The sequence below is a fragment of the [Flexibacter] sp. ATCC 35208 genome (genome assembly GCF_001975825.1).
In the GTDB taxonomy this organism is placed as follows: domain Bacteria; phylum Bacteroidota; class Bacteroidia; order Chitinophagales; family Chitinophagaceae; genus Chitinophaga.
This window is the reverse complement of record NZ_MTKN01000038.1, coordinates 24132-49650: the sequence shown is the minus strand read 5'-3', so window position 1 is coordinate 49650 and position 25519 is coordinate 24132. Positions and strand designations below refer to the sequence as shown.

The following is a 25519-nucleotide window of genomic DNA, read 5'->3' as shown; positions in this document are numbered from 1 at the left end:
GAATGAATATATCAGCATCATATAGAAGAACAATTCTTACCGGTCTTTTTATGCCTATGACACTCTTTATATTGGGTGCTTATAATGGTGTAATGCAAACACTTTACAGAGCAGGCGTTATTCATAAAGCAGCGGTTGCAGGTATTAATTATTATCAGGGACTTACTATGCATGGTGTTATTAATGCTATTGTCCTCACCACATTTTTTGCTGTGGTTTTCGGACATGTAACAATGAGTCATTACCTGAAGAAGGAGCCTCCTGGATGGTCTTACCGCATATCGATGGTATTGATGGTGATTGGTACTTTAATAGATGCGATATTAATGATAATGGGTAAGGCGCAGGCTCTTTATACATTTTATGCCCCGCTTAAAAATTCACCTTTGTTTTATCTGGGTACATCTTTATTGATTGTGGGTAGCTGGGTCGCGTTTTTTGGCTGGATTAAAATGTATATCGATTGGAAGAAGGAACATCCTGACGGGAAAATGCCCATTGCCGTTTTAGGTACGTTCGTGAATTTTACAATGTGGGTTATCAGTAGTATCCCGGTGGCATATGAATCATTGGTATTGTTAATGCCCTGGTCGGCCGGCTGGACAGAAGATATTAATGTGCCGCTTACCCGCATGCTGTTCTGGATGTTTGGACATCCTTTGGTTTATTTTTGGTTATTGCCTGCATATATAGCATTTTATACCATTCTACCCAAAATAAGCGGAGGAAAACTATACTCCGGAAATGCAGCAAGGTTAGCTTTTTTGTTATTCCTTATATTATCTACTCCTGTAGGTGTACATCATCAGTTTAGTGAACCGGTAATGGGGCAGGGAACCAAACTTTGGGTAAGCATACTTACTTATGCGGTGTCTATTCCCAGTTTCATGACTGCATTTACTGTTGGGGCTTCTTTAGAATTGGCAGGGCGAAAACGGGGAGCCAGAGGTTTGTTTGACTGGATGGCAAAATTGCCCTGGTTCCGATCTGAATATTACCTGTTCGGATATTTCCTGTGTGGGTTGATATTATTCATTTTTGGAGGACTGTCAGGAATCATCAATGCGTCTTATTCTCTTAATCAAATGGTGCATAATACCGGCTGGGTACCTGGGCATTTTCATATGACAGTGGCCGGACCTGTCCTACTGGTAATACTGGGTATGAGTATTTACATGTATAGTACTGTATCCGGAAAGCCGGTAAAATTTTTAACCATGGTTACTCTTGTTCCGTACGTTTGGATGATCGGTGTGGCATTACTCTCACATGGATTAATGGCAGGAGGGTTAATGGGGGAACCCCGGAGAACCAATATGGGAATGTCTTATACTAATCCTGAAAGCAATCTGTTTAATTCAAATTGGATACCTACAGCAACAGTTACTATGTTCGGGGGCATCGTGATGGGAGTTGCAGCATTGATATATTTTGTGAGTTTCTTTGCCACAGCACTTGGCAAAAGAACAAGGCAACCAGTTATTTCGCTACCGGAATCAGAAGAATTACGTGAAGAAAAACCAATTCCACTGTTACACAATATGAAGCCCTGGATCATTGCCAGTATAATATTGGTAATGCTTACTTACATTCCTTCTTTAATGAACGTATTCAAATACAGCACGCCTGTTCCCAATAAATTCAATGCAGAAAGTCCTGTAAATGAAAGCGGCAATAATGATAAGTATTCTCAACCTGTGACAAATGAAAGAGCTAAGTAAAAGAGCATGGGTACTGTTTTTCGGTATTGCATTTATACTGCCGGCAATGACTTACGGTGCATTATACTGGTACAACCATCGTATTGCAGGCCTACCTTATTACGGTGAAAATTACAGGTTAGAAACCAGTCGTCCATATTATACAGTTCCTGATTTCTCATTTGTAAATCAGGACGGCAATTTGATTGACAATAATTTTATAAAAGATAAAATATGGGTGGCACATTATTTTTTTACCACCTGTACAACTATTTGTCCAAAAATGATGAATGGGATGAACGATGTGCAGAAAGTATTTGCGGGTAATGATGATGTTCGCCTTGTATCTTTTACTGTAGATCCGGAACAGGATAGCCCTGCTGTTTTAAAACAATATGCTCAATTACGGGAGATACAAAGCAAGCAGTGGGGACTATTAACCGGTGATAAGAAAATGCTATATCAATATGCCCGTAAAGGATTGTTTATTGTGGCTACAGACGGGGACGGAGGCGACGGAGACTTTATTCATAGTGAAAAATTGGTGTTGATGGACCGTTTAGGGCATATACGGGGATATTATGATGGAACCGAAAAAAATGACATCCAACTATTGATTAACGATATCAGGCGCTTGCTTGCAGATAATTAGAATTATGAAGAAAAGAATTTTCAAAGGATATTTTGTATTGGGTTTTATTATGATTTTATTGCTCTTTATGTTTAGCAATGTTGATGCACAGCCAGATGTTACACATGGGAAGCAGTTATTTACTAATCGTTGCGCTGCTTGTCATGCTATAGCAAAAGATGTAACCGGACCGGCGTTAAAAGATGTTGACAAGAGACATACAGAAGACTGGATTATAAAGTTTGTGCAAGGGTCGCAATCTGTTATCAAATCAGGAGATCCGGTTGCTGTTCAATTGTTTGAAAAGTTCAATAATACTATCATGCCCAATCATCCGGATTTGAGTAATGATGATATCAAAAGTATCATTGCCTATATTAAAGATGAAGGTGCAAGACAAGCCGCTTTACCAGCATTACCCGCTGTAATCAACGATGATAAGCCGTATGCCGGGAAAAGCAGTGTTTTGCATCAGTTAGTTTACTTAGATATTCCAGGTGAGCACCGACCATTAAACCTTCAGTCTCCATTCGTTTTATTATCGCTTGCCGGCATAATTATAGCCCTGGTTTTATGCTTCTGGGTAGTTGTTAAAACTTATGATATCCTCGAAAGGTATCAACAATCAAAAGAATAGAATTTTCTGGCGTATATCGTCCGGTAAAATCTGAAAAATAAATGCTTAGCCCAATTATAAGGTTTTTTATCAACATTTTAATTCATATTAATTACCTGTCATAACGTCTGCGTAACAAATGTTACCGTTTTACTTATTTGCTGCCAGTACTTTTGTAGCAAATAGGAAGTTAATGAATGCTACAACGTATATTATAAAATTGAGTCTGTTCCTGTTGATGGGAACAAACGGCTTGCTCTCAGTCGCATTTGCGCAGGAAAATACCCGGAATATAAGTCTCACGGAGGCAATCTCAACGGCCCTGTTGAATAACAAAGATATTCATCTGGCACTGCTGGATGAACGTATTGCAGCTTCTGACTATAGGCAAACACAAGCGATCTTTCTTCCACAGGTGGATGTTTCTTATACTGCTATGAGCACGAACAATCCGCTGAATGCCTTTGGCTTCAAGCTACAGCAAAGGACGATAACACAAGGTGATTTTAACCCGGCTACATTGAATCATCCATCTGCTACACCGGATTATATGGCCAAACTGGAATTACAGCAGCCACTGTTGAATATGGATATGCTGTATCAGCGCCGGGGGGCCGAAAAGAAAACAGAGGTTTATCAATATAAAACACAGCGAACCAGGGAGTATTTAACCTTCGAAGTGCAAAAAGCTTACCTGCAGTTACAATTGACTTATACAGCTGTTAAAGTATTGGAAGAGGCTTTGCAGACAACCAATGATGTTTATACTTATACCAAAAATCATTTTGATCAGGGCCTGATTCAAAAATCAGATGTATTAAATGCGCAGGTACAGGTGGCAACAATAACAAGTAATCTTACCAAAGCAAACAGTAATATCCGTAACGCATCTGACCATCTCAGTTTATTGATGGGTGAAAAAACCGGCACCATATACAAAATCACGGATGGCATTACAACGGCTCCGCAAATGCCTGATGCCGTGCGGGATGTTACTTTTTCAAGAGCAGATTTTATGGCTATGCAAAAAGCGGTAGAAGCATCTGACCTGGTGATCAGGTCAACACAAATGAAATACCTGCCCAGATTGAATGCATTTGGAAACTTTCAATACAATGATAATAGTATGGTGGGTTTTGGTGCGAATGCCTATCTCGTTGGTGTGCAATTGTCATGGAATATTTTTAATGGTAACCGTACTAAGAACACGATCACTACCCAAAAGCTGGAACGTGATAAGTTAGTTACACAATTAGAAGATAAAAAGAATCAAAGCCAGTTGGAATTGGATAAAGCTTATCGTGACCTGGCTGATGCCCGGTCAGAAACCGGAAGGGGGGAAGTATCCGTTGAGCAGGCTGCGGAAGCGTTACGCATTATACAGAACCGGTATGAGCAGGGGCTGGTGAACACGACAGACGTATTGTTGGCTCAAATGCAACTTTCGCAACAAAAATTATTGCTGGCACAGGCACAGTTCTCTGCTAATGTGACCCTGGCTTACCTGCAATTTTTAACCACAAGCACTAATAAATAAATTTTCATAAATGAATAGCGTTTACATCTCAAAAACAATAGCACTTATATGCATCGGTTTTGGATTATTATCCTTAACCTCATGTTCTTCACATGAGAATACGGATAATAAAACAAGCACAGATAGCGCAATAGTCGTAACGGTCGCCACTCCTTCATCGACAGGACAATCGGGGTTAAATATAAGTGGTCAGATTGAAGCGGGTGAAACAGCTGGTATCAGCACGAGGGTGATGGGTTACATTACTATGATAAATGTAAAAGTGGGGGATAAGGTGAGTAATGGACAATTGCTGGTTACTATCAGCAATCAGGATATACTGGCAAAAAGGGCGCAGACGGATGCAATGATCACTGAAGCAGATGCTGCCTATAAAAACGCGCAAAAGGATTTTGAGCGCTTTACTAATCTATACAAGCAGCAAAGTGCTTCCGCAAAGGAACTTGAAAATATCAGCCTGCAGTATACATCTGCGAAATCCCGGCTGGAAAGTGCAAAACAGATGCGCAATGAAGTAAACGCAAGCCTGAGTTATACCCGTTTAATCGCACCTTTTAGTGGTGTGGTTACTCAAAAGCTGGCTGACGTAGGCAACATGGCCAATCCTGGTATGCCGATATTAACGCTGGAACAAAGTGGCAGTTACCAGGTAAGTGCTGCTGTTCCTGAAAATGCCATCAGCCGGATCCGTCAGGGATCAGCCGCAATCATTAGTGTTAGCGCAGTGAATAAAACCATCAATGGGAAAATTTCCCAGATTAGTCAGTCCTCAGAATTTTCAGGCGGGCAGTACGTCATCAAGGTGCAAATTCCTGATCATGAAAAAGAGGGTTTGTATGCAGGCATGTATGCCAATGTATCTATTCCTGTGGCAGCAGCCAGTGAGATAAAGAATGATCAGGTGATGGTACCGCTTTCCTGTATTGAGCATAAAGATGCATTAACCGGGCTATATACTGTGGGTAATAACAGCACTGCTCTATTACGCTGGGTGAGGCTGGGAAAAGCAAATGGGAATCTGGTGGAAGTGCTGAGTGGATTAGCTGCAAACGAACAGTTTATTGTTAATGCTGAAGGCCGGTTATTTAACGGTGCTGCTGTTCAGATAAAAAAATAATAACGATGAAAAACGGATTCTCAGGGAATATAGCAAAGGCTTTTATACAGTCGAAATTAACGATACTGCTGATGATCGCCTTTTTGTTGATTGGCGGTTACAGCACTTTTTTGATTCCTCGTGAAGAAGAGCCACAGATACAGGTACCAATGGCCGATATCTTTATTGGTTATCCTGGAGCATCACCCAAAGATGTGGAAATGAAAGTGGCTATTCCGGTGGAAAAAATGGTCTCCAACATTAAAGGAGTGGAATATGTGTATTCCACTTCAATGCAGGGACAAGCGATGTTGGTAGTACAGTTTAATGTAGGGGAAGATGTGGAGCGCTCATTGGTGAAATTATACAGTGAGCTTATGAAAAATATGGATAGGATGCCACAGGGGGTTACGCTGCCTCTGATTAAAACCAGGGCGATAGATGATGTGCCGGTATTAGGTTTAACCCTATGGAGTGATAAATATGATGATTACCAGTTGAAACAGATAGGACAGGAGCTGGCGAATGAGGTGAAAAAGATAAATGACGTTTCGGATGTCAATATTATTGGTGGGCGAAACAGCGAGGTGAAAGTTTTGCTGGATAAGAATAGAATGGCAGAAAACCATGTAGATTTTTTATCTGTCAGCAAACAGGTGCAGGCAAGTAATGTGCAGTTGGCAGGTGGTACGTTGCTTCAAAAGGATACGGCGTTTTCAGTTGAAACAGGAAATTTTCTGACTTCTTCAGATGATGTGGGTAATCTGGTAGTGGGTATTAATCAACAGCACCCCGTTTATCTAAAGGAGATTGCAACAGTGGTAGAAGATGCCGAAACGCCCAGACAGTATGTATTGTTTGGTTATGGGAGTGCAGATGCTGCAAACGCTCATACATTCAAATCCAATTACCCGGCCGTTACGCTTTCCATTGCCAAGAAAAAAGGTGCAGATGCCATGCAATTATCAGAACAGATCCTGAGCAAGGTGAAACATCTGGAGAAGGAGCTGCTTCCTGGTGATGTACATTTAACTGTTACCCGGAACTACGGGGAAAGTGCGTCGGATAAAGTAGGCGAATTGCTGTTCCACTTGTTTATCGCTATTGTAGTGGTTACTGTGTTTGTGATGCTGGCGATGGGATGGCGTGGTGGTCTGGTCGTGTTTTTGTCAGTACCTGTCACCTTTGCACTTACCTTGTTCGCCTACTATTTTATGCACTACACGCTTAACAGGATCACCTTGTTCGCGTTAGTGTTTATAACAGGTATTGTGGTGGATGATTCTATCATTATAGCAGAGAACATGCACCGTCACTTTAAAATGAAAAAGTTACCACCATTACAGGCCGCCATTTATGCCATTAATGAGGTGGGCAATCCAACGATACTGGCTACTTTTACGGTGATTGCAGCAGTACTGCCAATGGCTTTTGTATCCGGTATGATGGGACCATATATGAGCCCTATGCCTATAGGAGCCTCTATTGCCATGATACTATCACTGATCGTTGCACTTACATTAACACCTTATCTGGGATATATTTTCCTGCGTGAGAAAGAAAAACATGGTGTGGTGCATGAAGATAGCAATGCACCATTACTGGAGTCAACCCGTATCTATAAAATATATCGTTCCTTTATTAATCCTTTACTGGAAACCCGCTGGAAACGCTGGACGTTCATACTAAGTATAGTGGTGATTCTGTTCGCTTCACTGTCTATGTTTTATACTAAAGCCGTTGCGGTAAAAATGCTGCCTTTTGATAATAAGAACGAGTTCCAGGTAGTGATAGATATGCCGGAAGGTACGACGCTTGAAAAAACGCAGGCTGCAGCGAAAGATATTGCCAGCTATGTTGCACACCAGCCTATGGTTAAAAATTATCAGACCTATATCGGGACTTCAGCCCCAATCAGTTTTAATGGACTGGTAAGGCACTACGATTTGCGCCGTGGTGATAATGTGGCTGATATACAGATTAACCTGGTAGATAAAAAGAACAGGAGTATCCAGAGCCATGATATTGCTAAAGAAATGCGTGGAGCCGTACAATCTATCGCCAGGAAATATAATGCCAATGTGAAGGTGGTGGAAGTGCCGCCAGGACCTCCGGTATTATCAACTCTAGTTGCAGAAATTTATGGGCCTGATTATAATGAGCAGATCAGAATCGCCGGCGAGGTAAAAAAAATACTTGGCACCACCAATGATGTGGTAGATGTGGACTGGATGACAGAAGCAGACCAGCCGGAGTATCATTTAGAAGTTGATAAAGAAAAGGCAATGCGTTATGGCATAGCTACCGGGCAGGTTGCCGCAACAGTTAATGCTGCATTGTCTGGCATGTCTGCAGGAAATATATCTCAGCCGGCGGCATTTGTTCAAACAGGCATAAAGCTGCAATTGAGTGATCCTGATAAGAGCAATATAGACGATGTACTAAACCTGAAAGTTATAGGCATGCAGGGCAATGCCGTACCGATAAGGGATCTCGTAAATGTTACCCGTCAATTAAAACCCAAAAGTATTTACCGCAAAAATCAGAAGGAAGTGGTGTATGTGCTGGCAGATATGGCGGGGGATTTAGAGAGCCCATCTTATGCCATATCAGATGTATCAGATCATTTAAAAAGCATCAGGTTGCCTAAGGGATTTTCTCTAAAAGAGGAATATACTCATCAGCCGGAACTGGAAGATAACTACAGCCTGAAATGGGATGGAGAGTGGCAGATCACTTTTGAAGTTTTTCGTGATCTGGGTATTGCTTTCGCTGTGGTGATCATCATGATCTATATTTTGATTGTTGGATGGTTTCAGAATTTTACTGTACCCTTAGTGATGCTTGCTGCTATCCCGTTGTCATTAATTGGGATTGTATTGGGGCATTGGATGATGCATGCATATTTCACGGCCACCTCTATGATCGGTTTTATTGCATTGGCGGGTGTCATGGTGCGAAATTCCATACTACTTATTGACTTCGTAAATATCCGGCTGAAAGAAGGGATCCCTTTAAAGCGGGCAATTATTGAAGCAGGTGCTGTACGTACCACTCCGATATTACTGACGGCAGGAGCGGTGGCGCTGGGAGCGGTCATCATTTTGTTTGACCCGATCTTCCAGGGATTAGCCATATCGTTAATGGGCGGGACAATTACGTCTACTTTCCTGACATTAATCGTAGTGCCATTATTATACTTTAAGATGATGCGTAAAAAAAACTTAAAATCTGAATGATGAAATTATTTGTAGTAACCTCTTTGAAAGAGTACCTGGGGGATATATCCAAAATATTTAATCAGGCCAATATTCATGTTTTCAGCACTGTTGATATTGTTGGTCATAAACAGGATAAACCTCCTGATCTTCTGGATGACTGGTTTGCCAGTGGTGGTGAAGATATTGATTCAATGATGATCTTCTCTTTTACGAGCGAAGCCGGAGCTGATCATGGAATGAAGCTTATCGTTGATTATAATAAAAATCTTAAAGAAAACTTTCCGGTTAGAGCATTCGTTTTGCCCGTTGAAAGATCTGTTTAATTATACAATTATTAAAAAATGATAGAAAGAATAGTCCGTGTAGTTGCCGGCACGTTTTTCCTGACAAGTATAACATTAGCTTATACTTTAAATACCAACTGGCTATGGTTAGGTGTTTTCGTAGGCCTCAACTTATTACAATCTGCATTCACTGGCTTTTGCCCGCTGGAGAAGATTTTAAAAGCTCTGGGTGTCAACAACCAATAATAGTAGAATGTAACGGGTATAACAAAAGTGTTTTCATTAAAACTGGTTTTATGGATTTTTTCAAACAATTATTTAGTGGTTTTCCAGCAATTGATCTGGGGAAAATTATTAAAGATGGTGCGTTTTTAGTGGACGTACGTACTGCTGCAGAATTTGCCAATGGGCATGTGAAGGGTTCGGTAAATATACCCCTGGATCAGATAGCTTCGCAGCTTTCCAGATTTAAGGATAAAAAAAGCATCGTTGTATTTTGTCAAAGCGGTGGCAGAAGCAGTCAGGCTAAGTCTATTCTGGAAAAGAATGGATTTAGCCAGGTGATCAATGGCGGGAGCTGGAATAATGTTGCTAAATATTGCCAGGCATAATAAGCACAGTAGAAAAGTTCAACAGATGCACTATTCAGAGAATACAATGTTCCGGATTAACGCATTTCTGTTAACTTTAGGTGTATGAATGAGTCAGCCCGTTTAGATTTTGTATTTGAACCTGCCTTAATGGAAGAGATTAAGGAGTTTGGTGAACTGCGATCATTTAAAGATGGAGATATTATCATAGATTATGGTAAATATATCCGTATGATGCCACTTGTTGTCAAAGGATCCTTAAAGGTCCTTAAAAGGAATGATAACGGCAATGAAATACTATTGTACTATCTATCCAGTAGTGAGACTTGCTCAATGGCCTACAGCTGTTGCCTTGAAGAGAAGAAGAGTGAGGTTAAAGCTATTGCTGAAGGCGATCTGGTGATCATTGCGATCCCGCATAATAAACTGGATGAATGGCTTTGCAAATATCCAAGCTGGAAAAATTACATTCTGCGGAGCTTTAACGAACGGTTTTCCGAACTCTTAAAATCTATTGAAAGCATTGCATTCCTTAAGCTTGATGAACGGCTGATTGCTTACCTGAAAGAAAAGAAGCGGCTCTCTGGCTCAAACGTTATCAAAGCTTCCCATTATCAGATAGCGGACGAACTTGCCACATCCAGAGTGGTTGTATCCCGGTTACTTAAACTACTGGAAAATGATGGCAAGGTATTATTGTACCGTAATGAAATAAAATTATTACAGGAGTTTAACTGAGTATTACCGGATTTTCGATTTTATAGCATCATCCAATGCGTTTCTTTACATAGCAGGTTCCCGCGTCACAGCAGGTAGTATTGATCATTGCCTGGACAATGATCATAGATCCCAGGTTGAAGGGCCTTTCAAAACCACCCTTGCCCTTGGCTTTGATTCCTTATGTATATAAGCAAATTGCAGGAATTCGTCTTGAATGATCAATTTCCCTTTGAATAATTCAAAGTATGCTTCAGGGGCATTTAATTTTGCTTTGTTAGAAGGACGTTCAAGGTTGAGATAGACGGGTTCGTAAGAAAAAGATGTTGCATTTCTTCCGCTAATGTTGTTTTCCCGATTTGTCTTGGTCCTAAAACAGCAACTGCGGGAAATTCTTCCAGGAACAGATGTATTTCGGACTGTGCATTACACATTATCATCCTTGCAGTTTTAATGCTAAATTTTCGATTTGCAAGGAAATAATTGTGTATTAACTAAGTTAATGTTTTGTTTTTCAGTCATTTAGTTGAAATTCCAAATGATTTTTCAATTCACATTTATGACTTCCATTCGATGGTAAGGTCTTTGACTTCTGCATCAACTGTGCGCCCTGGATCTCCGTAAAAACAGGTTATGGGTACCAGCTTCAACAGCTTTACGGATGGCAATAATAGAGCATTTTCCGAGGAAAAATTGCTTCTACCTGCATATCAATCTTACGAAGATAATCGGCTCCATATGTTCCATTCTCCAATCCATTCTTCAATGTTTCCGGCATATAATCGTCGAGAACAGTACAACGGGAGGCAATAATTGCGGCTATTGCACACACTGTATCTGTATCCGAATTTTCTATTTGGTTTACCACATTCAAAAATACATCTGCCATCGTTTTTGCATTCTTCAATGCAGAGAGGGCTTGTGTCACTATCATCATTGCATTTCCGGGATCATTTTCAATACCATTTTGTTCCCATCCTTCGCCTAACTGCGCAGTTAAAAACGCCTCCAATTGCTGGTGAGTACCTCCGTGATGCAAAAAATGCACAGACAGTGCTACTGCCAATGCAGATGTAGTCCCTGCGAGGTTATTATGTGTTATACGGCCCTGTAGCAGTGTCAGTCGTTTCACTTCTTCAATATCTTCAATCACTCCAAAAACACCTGCGCGCATTGCTGCACCGCTGGTAGTTCTGCTGGAAGGTGCAAGCTGGCTCACAAACTCTGCCGGAGTTTCGCACTCTGCTAATAGTTTTTGCATGTGTCTTGAATATCCTACGTGAGGATCACGTTTGAATGTATGCAGCCAGGCGCTTACAAATTCCTCTGCTGTAATATCAAAAGATTGCTTTGCGAGTAGCAGTTCCATATTGGCCAGTGACATCTGTGTATCATCTGTATAATCGCCCTTTTTATAAGCTGTCAGTTTAAAGATTGCCAGGATAAAACTAATCTGTACCAAAGGCAATCACATAATTGATACAGTGCGATGTCAATATACAGGAGATAAAATTTATTTTAATAGTGTTGATACTACAGAAAATAAAATAGTCTCTCTATCTTATGTGAGATCAAAGCTGAAAAGGGGAAGAAGGGGCGTAATGAAATTGTCGTTATACCTTTTGAGACGTTATTTTATCATACTAATGAGAGTTCAACTGCCTCTATATCTTTAGAGAGAGATGATAATCACCTTTTCCATATACAAATTTCAAAACTAGATTTTCCGTATATGGTTTCTATTTTTGATGTAACGGCAAAACATTGAATAAAATACGTAAATAGAATATTCAGGAAAGAGAGGAATTCACCAAGTGAATTCCTCCAAATCGCCGAACAGGCGCAAGAACTCACCCAAAACAAAAACGGCAACAATACTTTCGTATCGTTGCCGTTTTCTTTCGTACAACGGGGCGGACAACTGTCGAACTGTTGGGTGGGGGATTTTTAGAAGGTATGTAAGCTTTAATCATGAAAAATGTATAAAATGACAGATAACAATAGAACCGAAATCCTCATTTACAAGGCTTTATAATGAGTGTACAATGGGTTGGACAAATCGGTGGTTATTCTTTTGATGAACATTTATGGTTGAAAGCTAAGTAGTTGTATTCAATTCAAATTAAATAATGGAACAGTAAAATGAGTAGGATAAACCGGGTTTCTGGCTTATTAACTTAATTTTTGTTTTGCTGTGGATGCTTTGAGTGCATCTTTCGGCGTTTTGTAATAGTCTCTTTATTTTTAAAGCCCAATCTGCCAGACTTTCTATATAGGGAACAAGACTATTACCCAGGGCGGTCAACTCATATTCCACGCGTGGAGGTACTTCCGCGTATAATTTTCGCACTATTACTCCGTCTTTTTCCAGTGACCGTAATGATGCCGTTTACATCTTTGTACAGTGCCAACCATTGAACTCCTCACTTTATTACGCAAATCTAATACGTGCTCCCCCATTACCTTCAATAAAATTTTTGTTAACTAAAATTATTTATAATGTTTTTTGAAACTTTCGCTGTTTTAAGCGCAACTCCTGGCACTACGGCAGGTGAGCAAGCCACTCTTGGGGGCTATCATAATTCCGGCGATGACGGAGGTGGTGAATTTTATTGGGATAGCAGTTCCACAGAAACTGCCAACGGAGGCACTATTGTAGCTGTAACCAGTGTAAGTACAGGTAGGTGGAAAAGGATTATCACTGTACCATTAAATGTTCGTTGGTTTGGTGCCTGGGGATATACAAATACCAATAATCCCCAGGATGACACCGCTGCTATTTCGAGTACTATCAATGCAGTTCCTGTAAGTCAAACAGGCTCAATTGTATTTCCTGCCGGTACATATTATATTTCTGCTATTGAACTGGGCAACAGGATATTAACAATCGATGGACAAGGCTCTTCGCTGGTATGTATTGGGAATGCTGATGTCGCCATTAACATTATAAATACAGCTGATATTCATGACTTGAATGTTTCTAAAAAAGAGGCATCGGTTACGACAGCAACTGTCTTCAGAATTTCAGGTATTCGTCACAAGTTCCGTAATATACAGACAGGCAGTACCTTTACTATTGTATTTGATTGTTACGATATGAAGGAAAGTCACTTTAGTATGATTCGGGTGGATAATGATATTACAGGATACACAGGTAATATTTTCAGTTTTTCTTATTGTGTAAATAATACCATTTCACAGTCAATGTTAGGTTATTGTGACAATGCATTTTATTTTTCCTCCACTCCTCATCCTACAGGGGGTTACAAGTCTGAAGGTATTCTGATTACTGAATGTATCACTGTGTTTGCCGATGCAGCTGTCAATATTCTCGCAGGCACGCAGATCTCCCTTATAGGCAATGTCTTTGATTTTTGCAGTACTTATGGGATCTTTCAGTCAAATGGGCAAAACTTAGTGGTCCATGGTAACTGGATTGCTGCACGGGGTGTAAATGGATTCATTGGCATAGGCGGAACTGTTAATTTGACAGGTGCCTCAATAGTAGGGAATCAGGTTCAGGCAGGTGCGACTGTTACTTCCGGTAGTGCATTCTCTTTCTCCGGCAAGAATATTATTGTATCCAGTAATTATTATATCAACCTAAATGGAGGCCTGGTAACAGATTCATCTTCCCAGGTCTTCGGTAATACTTTTTCTGGATCGGCGACAGGTATTGCCAATGTTGCCGGAGCTACTATTGCATTGGGTAATCATCGTACCATCGGTTATGGTCTTCCCTCCGGATCAATTGCGGGAACTGCTTATTCTGATTGTGGGTTTACCGCTGTCAATGATGTGAATGCTTCATATAGGGCAGGTGTCAAATATGTCAGGGGGAGTTACTCTGATCAATTAGGGCAACGTTTTTATGTATCCGCAGGTGCTGGTGTTGAAAAGGATGTATTTATACTGAATGAAAATATGGATGTTGGTATTCCTGATCAGGGGTATAATAAAGGGAAATTAATATTAGGTAATTACTTTTTTTGGGTAGATGCAAATGGAAGATTAAGAATCAAAAATGGAAGACCAACATCTGATACAGATGGCACAGTAGTTGGTACGCAAGCTTAATTCGGAAATGTTGCTTAAGCTCGGTAAGCATAATGTATATAATAATAAAAAAGGGACCATCATTGGATGTTCCCTTTTTATTGTACGGGGAAGGGGACGGAAGTCGAACTATTATCTGGCTGATTTGCAAATTCTGTTGAGTATTTTATGGAAAAACCTTGTCTTTTAAAGCTCAAGCTAATAGTTCTTTAAGCTCAATAGACTAATTTTTCGCGCTTTATTTTGAATATTATTGAGCTTTATTCATTTTAAATGCTTCCAGCAATTGAGTAATTTCAGATTTGGGCTTATGGGTAAGTATAGAGTTGGATTCCCTCTATTACATTTTATCAATTGATCGACATACCCATGGAGTCTAATATCCCATCTTCGATTTCATGATAATACGGGATTGTGGCTCTTTTTCGAAGAATTTCTATAACATGGTTCCGCAGTGCAAAGGAATTGGTCAATATATCACCTATATAGTGACCTATTATTCTTGCGCTTACTAATTTTAAATAATTATTGTCATTTGTGTCGTAAAGATCCAATACATCGGCTTTTTCCTGATATATTATTTCATCATGAAGGTTAAAATAAACAGAAATAATATGCTCTATATCAGTAATGTCTTTTGTACGTTCTGGTTTGTTGTCATTGGCAATGATTTTAAGCAGAACAAGTGCTTCAAGAGAGCATACTTTTAGCTTCACGTTATTTCCCAATTCAACTTCTTCAATATCGACATATGCTTCAGAAAACCCAGGTACGTCTATTACAAATAGCCGGGGCTTATGTAGCTGTGTTTCTCTTAATTCATTTTCAATGTCACCAAATGGTAAAAGGTCTATTTCAATACTATGCTTAAATATTAATTTAATAGTTTCGGTTTCATGGGGTAAAAAGTCTCCACTATTAGTCATTGCTTCTTTAATCGCATAAAATTGGTCTTCATCTGAAACTAATATGGCAATATCTACATCTTTTGTTTTCCTTTGTGGTGCGAAAGCGGGATTCGCCGATAAATGAATGTCCCTTGCCAAAGCTCCCACCAGATAAAATTCAACACCAAATTGTTTAAATATTTTTTCTGCTTTAGTGAGTAGTTCCAGCACGACAGGTAGTATAATATTACTTTCCATATAAATATTTATTTTTGATACGTGCGGCTATTTCCCAACTGCGGCTGTCCGTTCCTGCCATCAGTTCAGCATAAACAATGATTGGAAGGGCTACCTCTTCAGGAATGCTGTAATCTTTTAGTAAAGCTTCATCCCAATATTGTTCATATACTTCTATGTTCCCTTCCGGGTCAGGAATTATTTTTATTTGTTTTACGATTTCATTTGTTGTCTTAGATGTATAAATTGCAAATGTTTGTGGCTCCAGATAATTTACTAGTAGATCTGCTCCGGGTTCCCCTCCCCACTTAAAACCATTAACCGGTATATCTTTCCAGTTTTTTTGTTGCTGCTCGCGCATAAAGCGGAATCTACCTTTTGTCAGTTTAGGCTTTAATACCACATGAAATAATTCAACCCATCGCTGGATCAATTTTTCTTTATTCAATAACTGGGGGGATTGATCAGAACTCTGTATATAACCTTCCTGTTTTAGTTCTTCCTGTAGCGGTCCTATGTTACCTAACGCGATTCCCGCTGCCTTAGCAATTTGTCTGTAAGGAGCATTTAGATGTATGCTCTGTGATAACATTATCGATAAATATTTCAATCCAGGAGCGCTCCATAACTTGCTGGTATCTGTTTGCCTGCTGGGCGTAACTTCCTTATCGTTTATATAGATGAATAAATTTTCGACATTAATATAGCAATTACCTGCTGCCTCAAGATAGTTTATTGATGCAGCTTTTAATCTTTCCTTCTGCGGACCAGGAATATATTTTGCCACTAGTAACCATTTGTTCTGCTCCCGACTGAATTTCTCAATGATATCGGGTATATGGGTTTGACGAATTTCATTTTTAGTTTCGATAAAAAAAAAGTGGCTTTGATTACCCAGAGTCATTTCAATATTGGCATCAGCAAAAGGATTAGCAGGCAGAGTTCGTCTTATCTTCCCCCCAGTTATCTTACTGAAATTAGATATCGTCTCCTTTAATAATGTATGTTCCTTTATCATGTTCATTAAATTTGATTNNAATCAAATTTAATGAACATGCGGTGAGTTGTCAAATTATTTTATGCATTTGTGAAAATGTATAAAAAGCAGGCTGCCAATTTGTTACTGAAAGAGAAGCACAATATCTTGAAAACGATTAAAATAAAAAAGGTTGCTCATTGAGCAACCTTTTTCTTGTACCGCGTACGGGAGTCGAACCCGTCATTCCTCCGTGAAAGGGAGGCGTCTTAGCCGATTGACCAACGCGGCATTTCGCGATTGGGATTGCAAAGGTAGTCAATTATTGAATATTTCAAAATTTATTTCAAAAAAGTCGGGTGTATTTTCGCATTTTCACGTTTATGATGCATTCACGTAAGGATAGGCTGTTCGATGCCGTAGATTATCAACTCGAAAAATTTCCTAAGGAAGACATGCTGGCCGCCAAGGTGAATGGCACCTGGACCCGCTACAGCACTGCTTTTGTAAGAGAAATCGCTGATAGATTCAGTGCCGGGTTACTGCAACTGGGCGTTAGTGGCAATGATGGTTCCGCTGCCAAAGCAGACAAAATTGCCATTATCAGCTCGAACCGACCAGAATGGATCTTTACCGATCTGGCCGTTCAGCAAACAGGAGCGATACTTGTACCGCTCTATCCCACTACCAGCCTTCTGGAACTGGAATTTATCCTCAATGATGCCGAAGTGAAGTACATTTTCATTGGCAACCAGGAATTGTATGACAAGATCAACAGCATTCGACCGCAATTGTCGTTTCTGAAAGGTATCTATACGTTAGACGAAGTGCCTGATGTATCACATTGGTCGGCCGTCACAGATATGGCCACGCCCGAACTGCTGCAAAAAGTGCAGGAAGTGAAAGCAGGCATATCGCCCCAACAACTGGCTACTATCATCTATACGTCGGGTACCACCGGTACGCCAAAAGGTGTGATGCTGAGTCATCACAATATTGTGAGTGATGCCTTTATGGGCAAGGTCTCGTTCCCTTTTTATGACGATCCTGCTAAAAAGGCACTGAGCTTCCTTCCGCTGAACCATATTTTCGAGAAATGCGTTACCTATATCTACTTCTACAGTGGCACCAGCATTTACTACGCTGAAAGTCTGGATACCATAGCTGACAACCTGCGGGAAATACAACCGGACGGATTTACTACCGTACCGCGTCTTCTGGAAAAGGTATATGATAAGATCCTCGCTACCGGTAATAAACTGACCGGTATCAAAAAAACTTTATTCTTCTGGGCGGTGAACCTGGCTACCCGCTATGACAATGTCAAAAGCGGAGGCGCCTGGTACAACCTGCAGCTCGCACTGGCCGATAAACTCATTTTTAGTAAATGGCGAGCTGCCCTGGGTGGTAAGATAGATTTCATCGTAACGGGTGGCGCTGCCTGCCAGGAAAAGCTGCTACGCATCTTCTGGGCGGCTAAAATACCCGTTTACGAAGGTTACGGACCTACCGAGAATAGTCCCGTGATCAGCGTAAATACCCGGAAAGAGGTCATATTTGGCACTGTAGGCCCTGTTTTGGAAGGTCTTAGTGTGAAACTGGCAGAAGATGGGGAAATCTGCGTGAAAGGCGATTCTGTGATGGTGGGTTACTATAAAAGACCAGACCTGACCGCAGAGGTGGTAAAAGATGGCTGGTTACTAACCGGCGATATCGGTATCCTTCAGGAAGGAAAATACCTGAAGATCACCGACCGTAAAAAAGAACTGTTCAAGACAAGCGGGGGTAAATATGTGGCCCCTCAGCCGATAGAAAATAAATGTAAGGAAGATCCCTTCATCGAACAGATGATGGTGATAGGGGCAGACAGGAAGTTTGTGAGTGCCCTCATTGTGCCGGCTTTTCCATACTTAAAGCAATGGATGCAGCAGCAGGGTATCAATTTTACCACCCATGAAGCGGCCATTAAGGAACCTAAAGTGTTAGAAAAATACAATGATGTGATAGAAGGGTATAATTCGAGGTTTAACCATGTGGAGCAGGTGAGAAAGTTTGCACTGTTGCCTGATGAGTGGAGTGTGGAAGGAGGAGAGATGACACCTAAAATGAGTTTGAAGAGAAAAGTGGTGTTGGAAAAGTACAAAGAGGTGATAGAAGAGATCTATAATGTACAAAAGTAAATCAGAAGAGATTGGGTGGCGTGCAAAGAAACGAACTAATAAATGGGCCGGCTGTCTGAAGGCCGGCCCTGGTTTTGATCCTATTACTACTAAAGCGCTGTAAATGTGAATGAATGGACGATCAGTTCCACTTCCTTAGCATTTGACGGCGCATTGCCATCAAACAGCCAGAGATTCATATGTACTGGCATCGCTACCGTACTCACATTATACCCTGATGGTGTTGTCCATGGAAAAAAGGCATTTGCCGCCGCCTGTGTATGACCATGAAAACCGGAAAAAGACACACTGCTGCTGTTCCGCACAAACCGATAAGTACTATAAGTACCATTCAGCTTCAGCTCAGCCGTATAAGATGCACTGCCACTACCTGTTTGCGGATACACAGTATAGTTATAATTAGGCCATGCATTGTTCCCCCAGCGGGCAAACTCAATATCCATCTCATGGTGCCCATCATCTCCGGATTTGTAATTAAACAATCCAAAAACGATATTTCTGTCCAGAGAGTCAACTCTACCTTCTACCTGCCATACATAGGTGCCATACCCAAATGACTGATTGGTATACACTTCTGAACAAAGCCATCTGCCAGTACTGGCATCTTTCCTGATTTTGAGATGGAGAAAGCCATTGCTGTCTACCCATACATTACTGGAACTATTGCTCCAGTAATTGGGGCCCGGGCCTGAGGTGCCGGATTCTGTTCTTACCGTCCAGGTATATCCACTGAACGTAATCGTGGAAGCCGCAGCGCTTGCTCTGGCAGCGGAGGTTTCCGTGGCAGGAGTTGCTGCCTGTTGGGTAGATTCTTTACTACAGCTGGTGAAAGCGATCATTGCTACAGCCAGTGTCATGAATGTGTACTTCATGATGGTTTATTTTGATGAGGAAAAGTGGTTTTTTAATATGGTCTATATAATGACATCGTAGAAATGTGTTACTTTGATGCGAAATCAAGAAATTTTTAACAAATCCCTATCATCATCCATATTAGTTTTGCGCCCTACCCTTTATAACAAATGGAGAAAAAGAAATTGTATCTGCTTCTGGCAGGTTTATTTATGTTCAGGTTGATATACGGTCTATGTGCGGAATTTTGGTTTGCAGATGAACTGCAGATCTACCTGATTGGGTTAAAATCTTACACTACCGGTACGTGGCCTACCTACGGACCAGATGTAGTATATACCCACACTCAGATCCCCGGTGCCCTGCAAGGGCTGCTGGTGAGCCTTCCATTTTACCTCGGAAAGTTGCCGGAACTGCCTACGATTATGTTAAACATCCTGTCGTTTAGTAGCCTATGTCTGCTTGGTTGGTATGTGACTAAAAGGGTGAAAGGCGTGCCGGACTGGCTCGTCTGGATCCTGTGTATGACCACTCCCTGGACTTTGTATTATAGCACCAGGGTGGTCAACCCATCGTATGTACTGGTCTTTTCCATTCCGTTTTTCATTGCCGTACTGGAATTATTACCCATTTATACGGAAAAGCTCATGAAACCCGGCCTGGCATACTTCACGATGGGAATCACGACTACCTTCATCATGCAACTGCATATGTCATGGGTATTGATGGTGCCATATAGCCTGGCGGCGATGGCGTTTACGATGAAGACAGCCAATAAAAAAGTCATTCTTTTCTATATCCTGGGAGGTGTGATCGGGTTACTCACCCTGATACCTACCTGGTTACATCCGGACCCGTTGGCGGGTAAGGTAGGGGAGAATGTGGTGATCAACTGGGGGAATTTCAGCAATATCCTCACGATATTACTACGTTACCTGTCATTTGCCACTTACGAAATCCCTTATGTACTAGGCGATTCTACAGACAAGGATGTGATCTTTCATACCCAATACTGGATGATTCCATTTATCGTATTCCTGTTGGTAATCGGCTTCCTGCAGGTGGGGCTGTTGATTATTGGATTCTTTATAAAGACTGAGAATGAGGAGTGGAAAAAGGTGCGCTGGCTGAATATCTTCTCTTACGGGTTACTGTTTGTGAGCTTTTTCTTTTCAATAAAAGGGCCTTCTTCACACACCTTTTATTTACTGTTGCCACTGCCCATGATCTATTCCTTCTATTGCTATGAATGGCTGATCTCGAAAAAGGCAGTGGCGCTGAAAGTCCTGAGGGTCGTAGTCTATTGTGGCTTCATTTTCCACATTGGATTGGCGATATACAATTACGGGCACAAATCCATTTATAAAGACAGACCTAAAGTATCTGAAGCCCTGGAACGGATGGATTACCGCGTATTGGGTGAGCGACGTTCCGATCAGTTAGGCTATGGTTATTAATGTTGATCCTTATAGCTATAAACAGTGTAAGGATATATTTTCCCGGCAGTATAACGAGCTACCATACTGGCTAACAGAATAGGGAAAGTCAGTATGAAGCTGCCTGATAAACGTACTGCCAGGGAAGATGAAGTAAGTGGTGCATGTATGGCGCCGCTTAATACAGCTGCAATACCCAGGATGATAAAGTTGCTTACCACCAGCTGCGTGTGGAAAAACTGGTTACATGTCAGCGCTACCAGTAGCCCCAGCAAAGCACCTATCACAATACTTGGTGCAAATACCCCACCATCACCACCGGCTCCCAGCGTTACTGAAGAGATGATCGGTTTCAGCAAAACAATACCCAGTATCGTGCATGCAAATGTATAGGAGAGGGGAGTGTGACTGGATTGTTCAATCATATCTTTCACACCACTATAGCTGTCGCCAAACAGGTGAGGGAATATAAAAATACTCACACCTACTATCGCAGCTCCCAGACCGATACGCACATATTCATTCTTCATAATTGCAAAGCGATGCTTGATACCAATTACCGATTTGGTAAAGAATACAGAAATCACCCCTGCAATCACACTCATACCAATCATATAAGGTACCGCCTGCCATTTCCATGGAAATGCACTCAATCCAAACAATGCATGTTCATGAAATAAATGAAGCCAGCCCCATCCGATAAATACGGCAATGCCTGTGCTGATCAATATTGTTTTAGTGACTTTCTTCGCAATTACTTCCAGCGCGAACAGCAACCCTACAAATGGGCTACCGAACAATGCTGTTAAACCACCTGCTACACCCGCACAAATCAATTCTGTTTTATACCTGTTGGCAATGCCAGCTTTTTGCCTGGTCACCGCACCAATTGTAGCTGTTGATACTACTGTGGAAACCTCTACACCGGTAGAACCACCAAAGATGACAGTGAGGAAACCATTGATAAAGTGTGAAGGGATCTTATATGCAGGTAGTTCATTGCGACGGGTATCAATGGTGAGGTAGATCTCTTTAATACCTTTATTGGGTTTCTTCCGGAAAGCATATTTGCGTAGCACATGTATCAACACCAGGCCGATCAATGGAAAGACGATAAATAAGAAGGAGTAAGGTCTGATCGATTCAAAAAAATGGTCTTCGTAATACTCTGTAATATGTTTCAAAACACTAGCCAGAATGGCCGAGAGTAAACCAGCAAAACACGAGGCAATTACCAATTTGTAGTAATTGACCCTTATAATCTTATCGCGCATGAAATTTGATCTTTAAGTCTTAATTGGCGATGCAAAGTTAGGGCATAATGACCTCGTGTCGATAGAATATTTTAAATAGCATTGATAATCATGCAAATATGAAAGCAATATACTGGCTGCTGGCAATTGTTCTCGTCAGCTGTAAAACAACCACTCCGGGTTCAGCAGGACAATTGATACAGGTTGAAGCAGGTCCGTGTTTCGGCTCCTGCCCGGTATTTAAAATGACCATTAACCAGGATCGTTCTGCTACTTACGAAGCGATCCGGTTCAATAAAGATCAGCAGGGAACCTATGGAGCGACTATCAAGGAAGAAGACTTTGTAAAACTGCAGCACCTGCTACAACAAACGAACTATGCAAATCTGCAGGATTCATTCAAACTTCCCATTACAGATATGGCATCTATCACACTGCACATTCCGCACGATGGCAAGGTGAAAAATATATATGATTACGGAAAAAGGGTACACCTCAACTAGAGGTACTGTATCAGTTTATCACCGACCTTCGGACTACGCAGGACTGGAAATAAAAAGGGCGGGTCATTTGAACCCGCCCTTTTCAATAATTTTAATTCAGCACCTTCAACTATTTTAATTCAGCACCCAGGAAGGCTTTCATATCATTCCAGCTGGCAGTATCAGCAGCGGCATTGTATTCAATCGGCATATTGAATTTCTTACCGGTTGCTGTTGCAGCAGGATTAGTAAATGCATGTGTCGCATTTGGATATTCTTTGAACACATATTTCACACCTGCAGAATCCATTTGCTTTTTGAATGTAGCTACTTCTTCAGGAGATACAAATTTGTCCGCACCACCATGGCAGATCAGGGCAGATGCCGTGAACAGGTCTTTAGAGATAGGCAATGAAGTAGCCAGACCTCCGTGGAAACTTACCACATTTTTCAGTGGCGCACCCAGGCGAGCCGCATTCAGTACGCAGCTACCCCCAAAGCAGAAGCCGATAGCAGCAATACGACTTGTATCCACCTGTGAATAAGTCTTTGCTTTTGCTACAGCAGCAGCAATACGCTCATACGCCAATTTAGGATTAGCGTAGAAAGGTGTCGCCCATGCCTTCGCAGAATCAGGATTGTCGGCCAGTTTGCCATTGCCATACATATCCAGACCTACGGCAAAGTAACCCAGCTCTGCCAGGCGCTGTGCTACGTTTTTAACATGGGTATCGAGGCCCCACCATTCCGGTACTATTACGATAACTGGTTTCTTTGTAGCAGTGTCATCATTGAAAGCGATAACACTGTTCAGGGGTACACCATTTGATTCGATGGTAACATCTGTTACCTGTACGGTAGGCGTTTTGGTGCTGTCTTTAGTTTCTGTGGTCGACGAGCCATTGTTACATGCGGTCATGAAGAGCGCAGCTGCAGGTATGGCAAGCAGAGTTCCGAGTGTGAATTTCATCTGATAGTATTTGAGTTGAGTAATTGGAGTTGCAAGGTATGGAATCTCCCTTGTTTATTTGAAGATACCAAAGTAACTTTGCAAAGTTAATTTAATAGTAATATGTTTAATAATCAGGACGAAGAAATTGCTTACGGTATCCGCAATCTGGTGACAATCATGAATAAGCGATTGCGCAAGCAGATGAGCAACCCGGAACAATTATCCATCGCTGAATTCAATGTACTGAGCATCCTCATGATCCAGAAAGAAGCTTTCCCTTCTGAACTGGGTGCACAGCTCAGCATATCCTCCCAATTCATGTCGCAGATACTGAACAGGATGGAAGGACTGAAATACATCTCCAGGAAAAGCGCCCCATCTGATGGTCGCAAAACACTGGTTTCCCTCACCAAACAAGGTAAACAAAAAGTAGAACTATCCCGCAGGGAAAGAGAAGAATGGCTGGCACTCATGGTATCGGAGAAATATACAACGGAAGAAAAGGATGTGATTAAGAAGGCACTGGACCTGCTTTCTGTATTGACAGAATTATGACTACTGGAAATATGCGCTTTTCTGCTTTGCCGCTAAGTGGTGGATACTTTCTGATGGCTGTGCCGACAGCGATGCGGAAGCCTAGCCTGAACCTGTATGATTTTTCACAGATGGAACTGGCTCATGAGCAACAGCTGGAAGGCAGAACGCGCGGAAAAATAGTGGTTTCAATTAAATAATAAACTGCTCCCCGTCATAGAATGGCATCTTCACATATCGTATTTTGTAAAAAAGGACAATTATGACGGAACCATTCAAAGCGTTACAGGTGATAGAAGCCGATGGGAAATTTGTTTTATCTATTGTTGATAAACTCATAGACAATCTGCCTCCGGGCGATGTCATCATAAAGGTTCATTATTCCTCACTGAACTATAAAGATGCCTTATCTGCTACCGGCAACAAAGGCGTGACCAGACAGTTTCCACATACACCGGGAATTGATGCCGCCGGAGAAGTAGTATCGTCTATTGATGAAAACTGGAAACCGGGTGATCAGGTGATTGTAACCGGGTTTGACTTTGGTATGAATACCAGTGGAGGTTTTCAGGAGTATATCCGGGTACCGGCCAAATGGGTCGTACGTTTGCCAAAGGGTTTGACACTGAGAGAAAGCATGATCTATGGTACAGCAGGGTTCACAGCGGCACTGTCCGTACAGGCATTGCTGAAAACAGGTGTACAACCAGCTGATGGTAAGATCGTGGTAACTGGTGCCAGTGGTGGTGTAGGGTCTATTGCCGTAGCCATTCTGAGCAAGTTAGGTTATCAGGTAACTGCTGTAAGCAGCAAGCAGGCAGCGTTCCTGGAATCATTGGGAGCTGTGGAAGTTTTACCTCGTGCGGAGATGGATGATGCCAGTGGAAAGGTGATGCTGAAACCAAGATTTGCAGGTGGTATAGATACCGTAGGTGGCAATGTATTGGCTACAGTGGTGAAGAGTTTGCAATATGGTGGTGCGGTGACTGCCTGTGGTATGGTGAATGGCGGACCATTACCTTTGACTGTATTCCCATTCATACTGAAAGGTGTGCAGTTATTAGGAATTGATTCAGTAGAATATCCAATTTCCAAAAGGAAAGAAATATGGGAAGTCATGGCTACAAGCTGGAAGCCAGCGCAATTAGCGCAACTGGCAAATGAAATTCCTTTGGAGAAATTAGGTGAGAATATTAACCTGATATTGGCAGGGAAGATACAGGGTAGAACTGTAGTGCGTCTTGCCTAAAAAAGTTAAGAGGCCGTATCTTAAGTAAGATAC

The 25519-nt window shown here is 41.4% G+C and carries 23 protein-coding genes, 1 tRNA gene and 1 pseudogene; 17 read left to right on the top strand and 8 right to left on the bottom strand.

All coding sequences use genetic code 11. The annotated features are described in order from the left end of the window. Nucleotides 1-50: 50 nt before the first annotated feature. The 10 genes from BW716_RS22055 to BW716_RS22010 all read left to right on the top strand — a co-directional run bounded on the left by BW716_RS22055 (nucleotide 51) and on the right by BW716_RS22010 (nucleotide 10413). Entirely contained in the window at nucleotides 51-1721 is a 1671-nt protein-coding gene (locus BW716_RS22055; RefSeq protein ID WP_220388809.1) for a cbb3-type cytochrome c oxidase subunit I, read from the top strand. Beyond that, complete coding sequence (locus tag BW716_RS22050; protein WP_083726038.1) at nucleotides 1705-2352, top strand: SCO family protein; 648 nt, start codon at nucleotides 1705-1707, stop codon at nucleotides 2350-2352. The genes BW716_RS22055 and BW716_RS22050 overlap by 17 nt, the downstream gene beginning before the upstream one ends. Before the next feature lie 4 nt (nucleotides 2353-2356). Further along, complete coding sequence (locus tag BW716_RS22045; protein WP_143708962.1) at nucleotides 2357-2968, top strand: cytochrome c; 612 nt, start codon at nucleotides 2357-2359, stop codon at nucleotides 2966-2968. A gap of 172 nt (nucleotides 2969-3140) precedes the next feature. Continuing rightward, nucleotides 3141-4484 (top strand): TolC family protein, encoded by a 1344-nt coding sequence (locus tag BW716_RS22040; protein WP_083726093.1) that lies wholly within the window; start codon nucleotides 3141-3143, stop codon nucleotides 4482-4484. Between the two features lie 10 nt (nucleotides 4485-4494). Further along, entirely contained in the window at nucleotides 4495-5601 is a 1107-nt protein-coding gene (locus BW716_RS22035; RefSeq protein ID WP_083726035.1) for an efflux RND transporter periplasmic adaptor subunit, read from the top strand. Between the two features lie 5 nt (nucleotides 5602-5606). After that, a complete protein-coding gene (locus tag BW716_RS22030; RefSeq protein ID WP_083726033.1) occupies nucleotides 5607-8819 on the top strand; it encodes an efflux RND transporter permease subunit in 3213 nt (1070 codons plus the stop codon). Next, nucleotides 8816-9124, top strand: a complete 309-nt coding sequence (locus BW716_RS22025) for a hypothetical protein (RefSeq protein WP_083726031.1) — start codon at nucleotides 8816-8818, stop codon at nucleotides 9122-9124. The genes BW716_RS22030 and BW716_RS22025 overlap by 4 nt, the downstream gene beginning before the upstream one ends. Nucleotides 9125-9142: 18 nt before the next feature. Continuing rightward, entirely contained in the window at nucleotides 9143-9331 is a 189-nt protein-coding gene (locus BW716_RS22020) for a DUF2892 domain-containing protein (protein ID WP_083726029.1), read from the top strand. Nucleotides 9332-9381: 50 nt separating this feature from the next. Next, nucleotides 9382-9696, top strand: a complete 315-nt coding sequence (locus BW716_RS22015) for a rhodanese-like domain-containing protein (RefSeq protein ID WP_083726027.1) — start codon at nucleotides 9382-9384, stop codon at nucleotides 9694-9696. Between the two features lie 84 nt (nucleotides 9697-9780). Further along, entirely contained in the window at nucleotides 9781-10413 is a 633-nt protein-coding gene (locus BW716_RS22010) for a Crp/Fnr family transcriptional regulator (protein ID WP_083726025.1), read from the top strand. Nucleotides 10414-11047: 634 nt separating this feature from the next. Here the strand turns inward: BW716_RS22010 and BW716_RS22005 are convergent. Then, nucleotides 11048-11854, bottom strand: a complete 807-nt coding sequence (locus BW716_RS22005; RefSeq protein ID WP_143708961.1) for an ADP-ribosylglycohydrolase family protein — start codon at nucleotides 11852-11854, stop codon at nucleotides 11048-11050. A 660-nt stretch (nucleotides 11855-12514) separates the two neighbouring features. Then, nucleotides 12515-12766: pseudogene (locus tag BW716_RS22000) on the bottom strand (winged helix-turn-helix transcriptional regulator); the annotation flags it as partial. A 125-nt stretch (nucleotides 12767-12891) separates the two neighbouring features. On the opposite strand from BW716_RS22000, the gene BW716_RS21995 reads away from it, so the two are divergent. After that, nucleotides 12892-14469, top strand: a complete 1578-nt coding sequence (locus tag BW716_RS21995; protein ID WP_083726021.1) for a hypothetical protein — start codon at nucleotides 12892-12894, stop codon at nucleotides 14467-14469. Nucleotides 14470-14798: 329 nt separating this feature from the next. On the opposite strand, the gene BW716_RS21990 is transcribed toward BW716_RS21995, so the two are convergent. The 3 genes from BW716_RS21990 to BW716_RS21980 all read right to left on the bottom strand — a co-directional run bounded on the left by BW716_RS21990 (nucleotide 14799) and on the right by BW716_RS21980 (nucleotide 16839). Further along, a complete protein-coding gene (locus BW716_RS21990; RefSeq protein ID WP_083726019.1) occupies nucleotides 14799-15593 on the bottom strand; it encodes a nucleotidyl transferase AbiEii/AbiGii toxin family protein in 795 nt (264 codons plus the stop codon). Then, nucleotides 15583-16590, bottom strand: coding sequence for a type IV toxin-antitoxin system AbiEi family antitoxin (locus BW716_RS21985; protein WP_179091222.1), 1008 nt, complete (start codon nucleotides 16588-16590; stop codon nucleotides 15583-15585). The genes BW716_RS21990 and BW716_RS21985 overlap by 11 nt, the downstream gene beginning before the upstream one ends. A gap of 177 nt (nucleotides 16591-16767) precedes the next feature. Continuing rightward, nucleotides 16768-16839 (bottom strand) — tRNA-Glu (locus BW716_RS21980). Nucleotides 16840-16931: 92 nt separating this feature from the next. Here BW716_RS21980 and BW716_RS21975 point away from each other — a divergent pair. Beyond that, complete coding sequence (locus tag BW716_RS21975) at nucleotides 16932-18728, top strand: long-chain fatty acid--CoA ligase (RefSeq protein ID WP_235643926.1); 1797 nt, start codon at nucleotides 16932-16934, stop codon at nucleotides 18726-18728. An 89-nt stretch (nucleotides 18729-18817) separates the two neighbouring features. Here the strand turns inward: BW716_RS21975 and BW716_RS21970 are convergent, their stop codons facing one another. Beyond that, nucleotides 18818-19600, bottom strand: a complete 783-nt coding sequence (locus BW716_RS21970) for a glycoside hydrolase family 16 protein (RefSeq protein WP_235643925.1) — start codon at nucleotides 19598-19600, stop codon at nucleotides 18818-18820. A 150-nt stretch (nucleotides 19601-19750) separates the two neighbouring features. Here BW716_RS21970 and BW716_RS21965 point away from each other — a divergent pair, with 150 nt between their 5' ends. Further along, nucleotides 19751-21037 (top strand): hypothetical protein, encoded by a 1287-nt coding sequence (locus BW716_RS21965; RefSeq protein WP_083726014.1) that lies wholly within the window; start codon nucleotides 19751-19753, stop codon nucleotides 21035-21037. Here BW716_RS21965 and BW716_RS21960 read toward each other — a convergent pair. After that, complete coding sequence (locus BW716_RS21960) at nucleotides 21034-22290, bottom strand: chloride channel protein (RefSeq protein ID WP_083726012.1); 1257 nt, start codon at nucleotides 22288-22290, stop codon at nucleotides 21034-21036. The genes BW716_RS21965 and BW716_RS21960 overlap by 4 nt on opposite strands. A gap of 98 nt (nucleotides 22291-22388) precedes the next feature. Here BW716_RS21960 and BW716_RS21955 point away from each other — a divergent pair, with 98 nt between their 5' ends. Then, entirely contained in the window at nucleotides 22389-22772 is a 384-nt protein-coding gene (locus BW716_RS21955; protein ID WP_083726010.1) for a DUF6438 domain-containing protein, read from the top strand. 109 nt (nucleotides 22773-22881) lie between these two features. On the opposite strand, the gene BW716_RS21950 is transcribed toward BW716_RS21955, so the two are convergent. Next, nucleotides 22882-23721 (bottom strand): dienelactone hydrolase family protein, encoded by an 840-nt coding sequence (locus BW716_RS21950; protein WP_083726008.1) that lies wholly within the window; start codon nucleotides 23719-23721, stop codon nucleotides 22882-22884. 102 nt (nucleotides 23722-23823) lie between these two features. Here BW716_RS21950 and BW716_RS21945 point away from each other — a divergent pair, with 102 nt between their 5' ends. The 3 genes from BW716_RS21945 to BW716_RS21935 all read left to right on the top strand — a co-directional run bounded on the left by BW716_RS21945 (nucleotide 23824) and on the right by BW716_RS21935 (nucleotide 25486). After that, nucleotides 23824-24258 carry a MarR family winged helix-turn-helix transcriptional regulator gene (locus BW716_RS21945; protein WP_083726006.1) on the top strand — a complete coding sequence of 145 codons (435 nt, stop codon included), beginning with the start codon at nucleotides 23824-23826 and terminating at the stop codon, nucleotides 24256-24258. Then, nucleotides 24255-24437 (top strand): hypothetical protein, encoded by a 183-nt coding sequence (locus BW716_RS21940; protein ID WP_083726004.1) that lies wholly within the window; start codon nucleotides 24255-24257, stop codon nucleotides 24435-24437. Before BW716_RS21945 ends, BW716_RS21940 begins: the two co-directional genes overlap by 4 nt. A 62-nt stretch (nucleotides 24438-24499) precedes the next feature. Beyond that, complete coding sequence (locus tag BW716_RS21935) at nucleotides 24500-25486, top strand: YhdH/YhfP family quinone oxidoreductase (RefSeq protein WP_083726002.1); 987 nt, start codon at nucleotides 24500-24502, stop codon at nucleotides 25484-25486. Nucleotides 25487-25519: the final 33 nt, after the last annotated feature.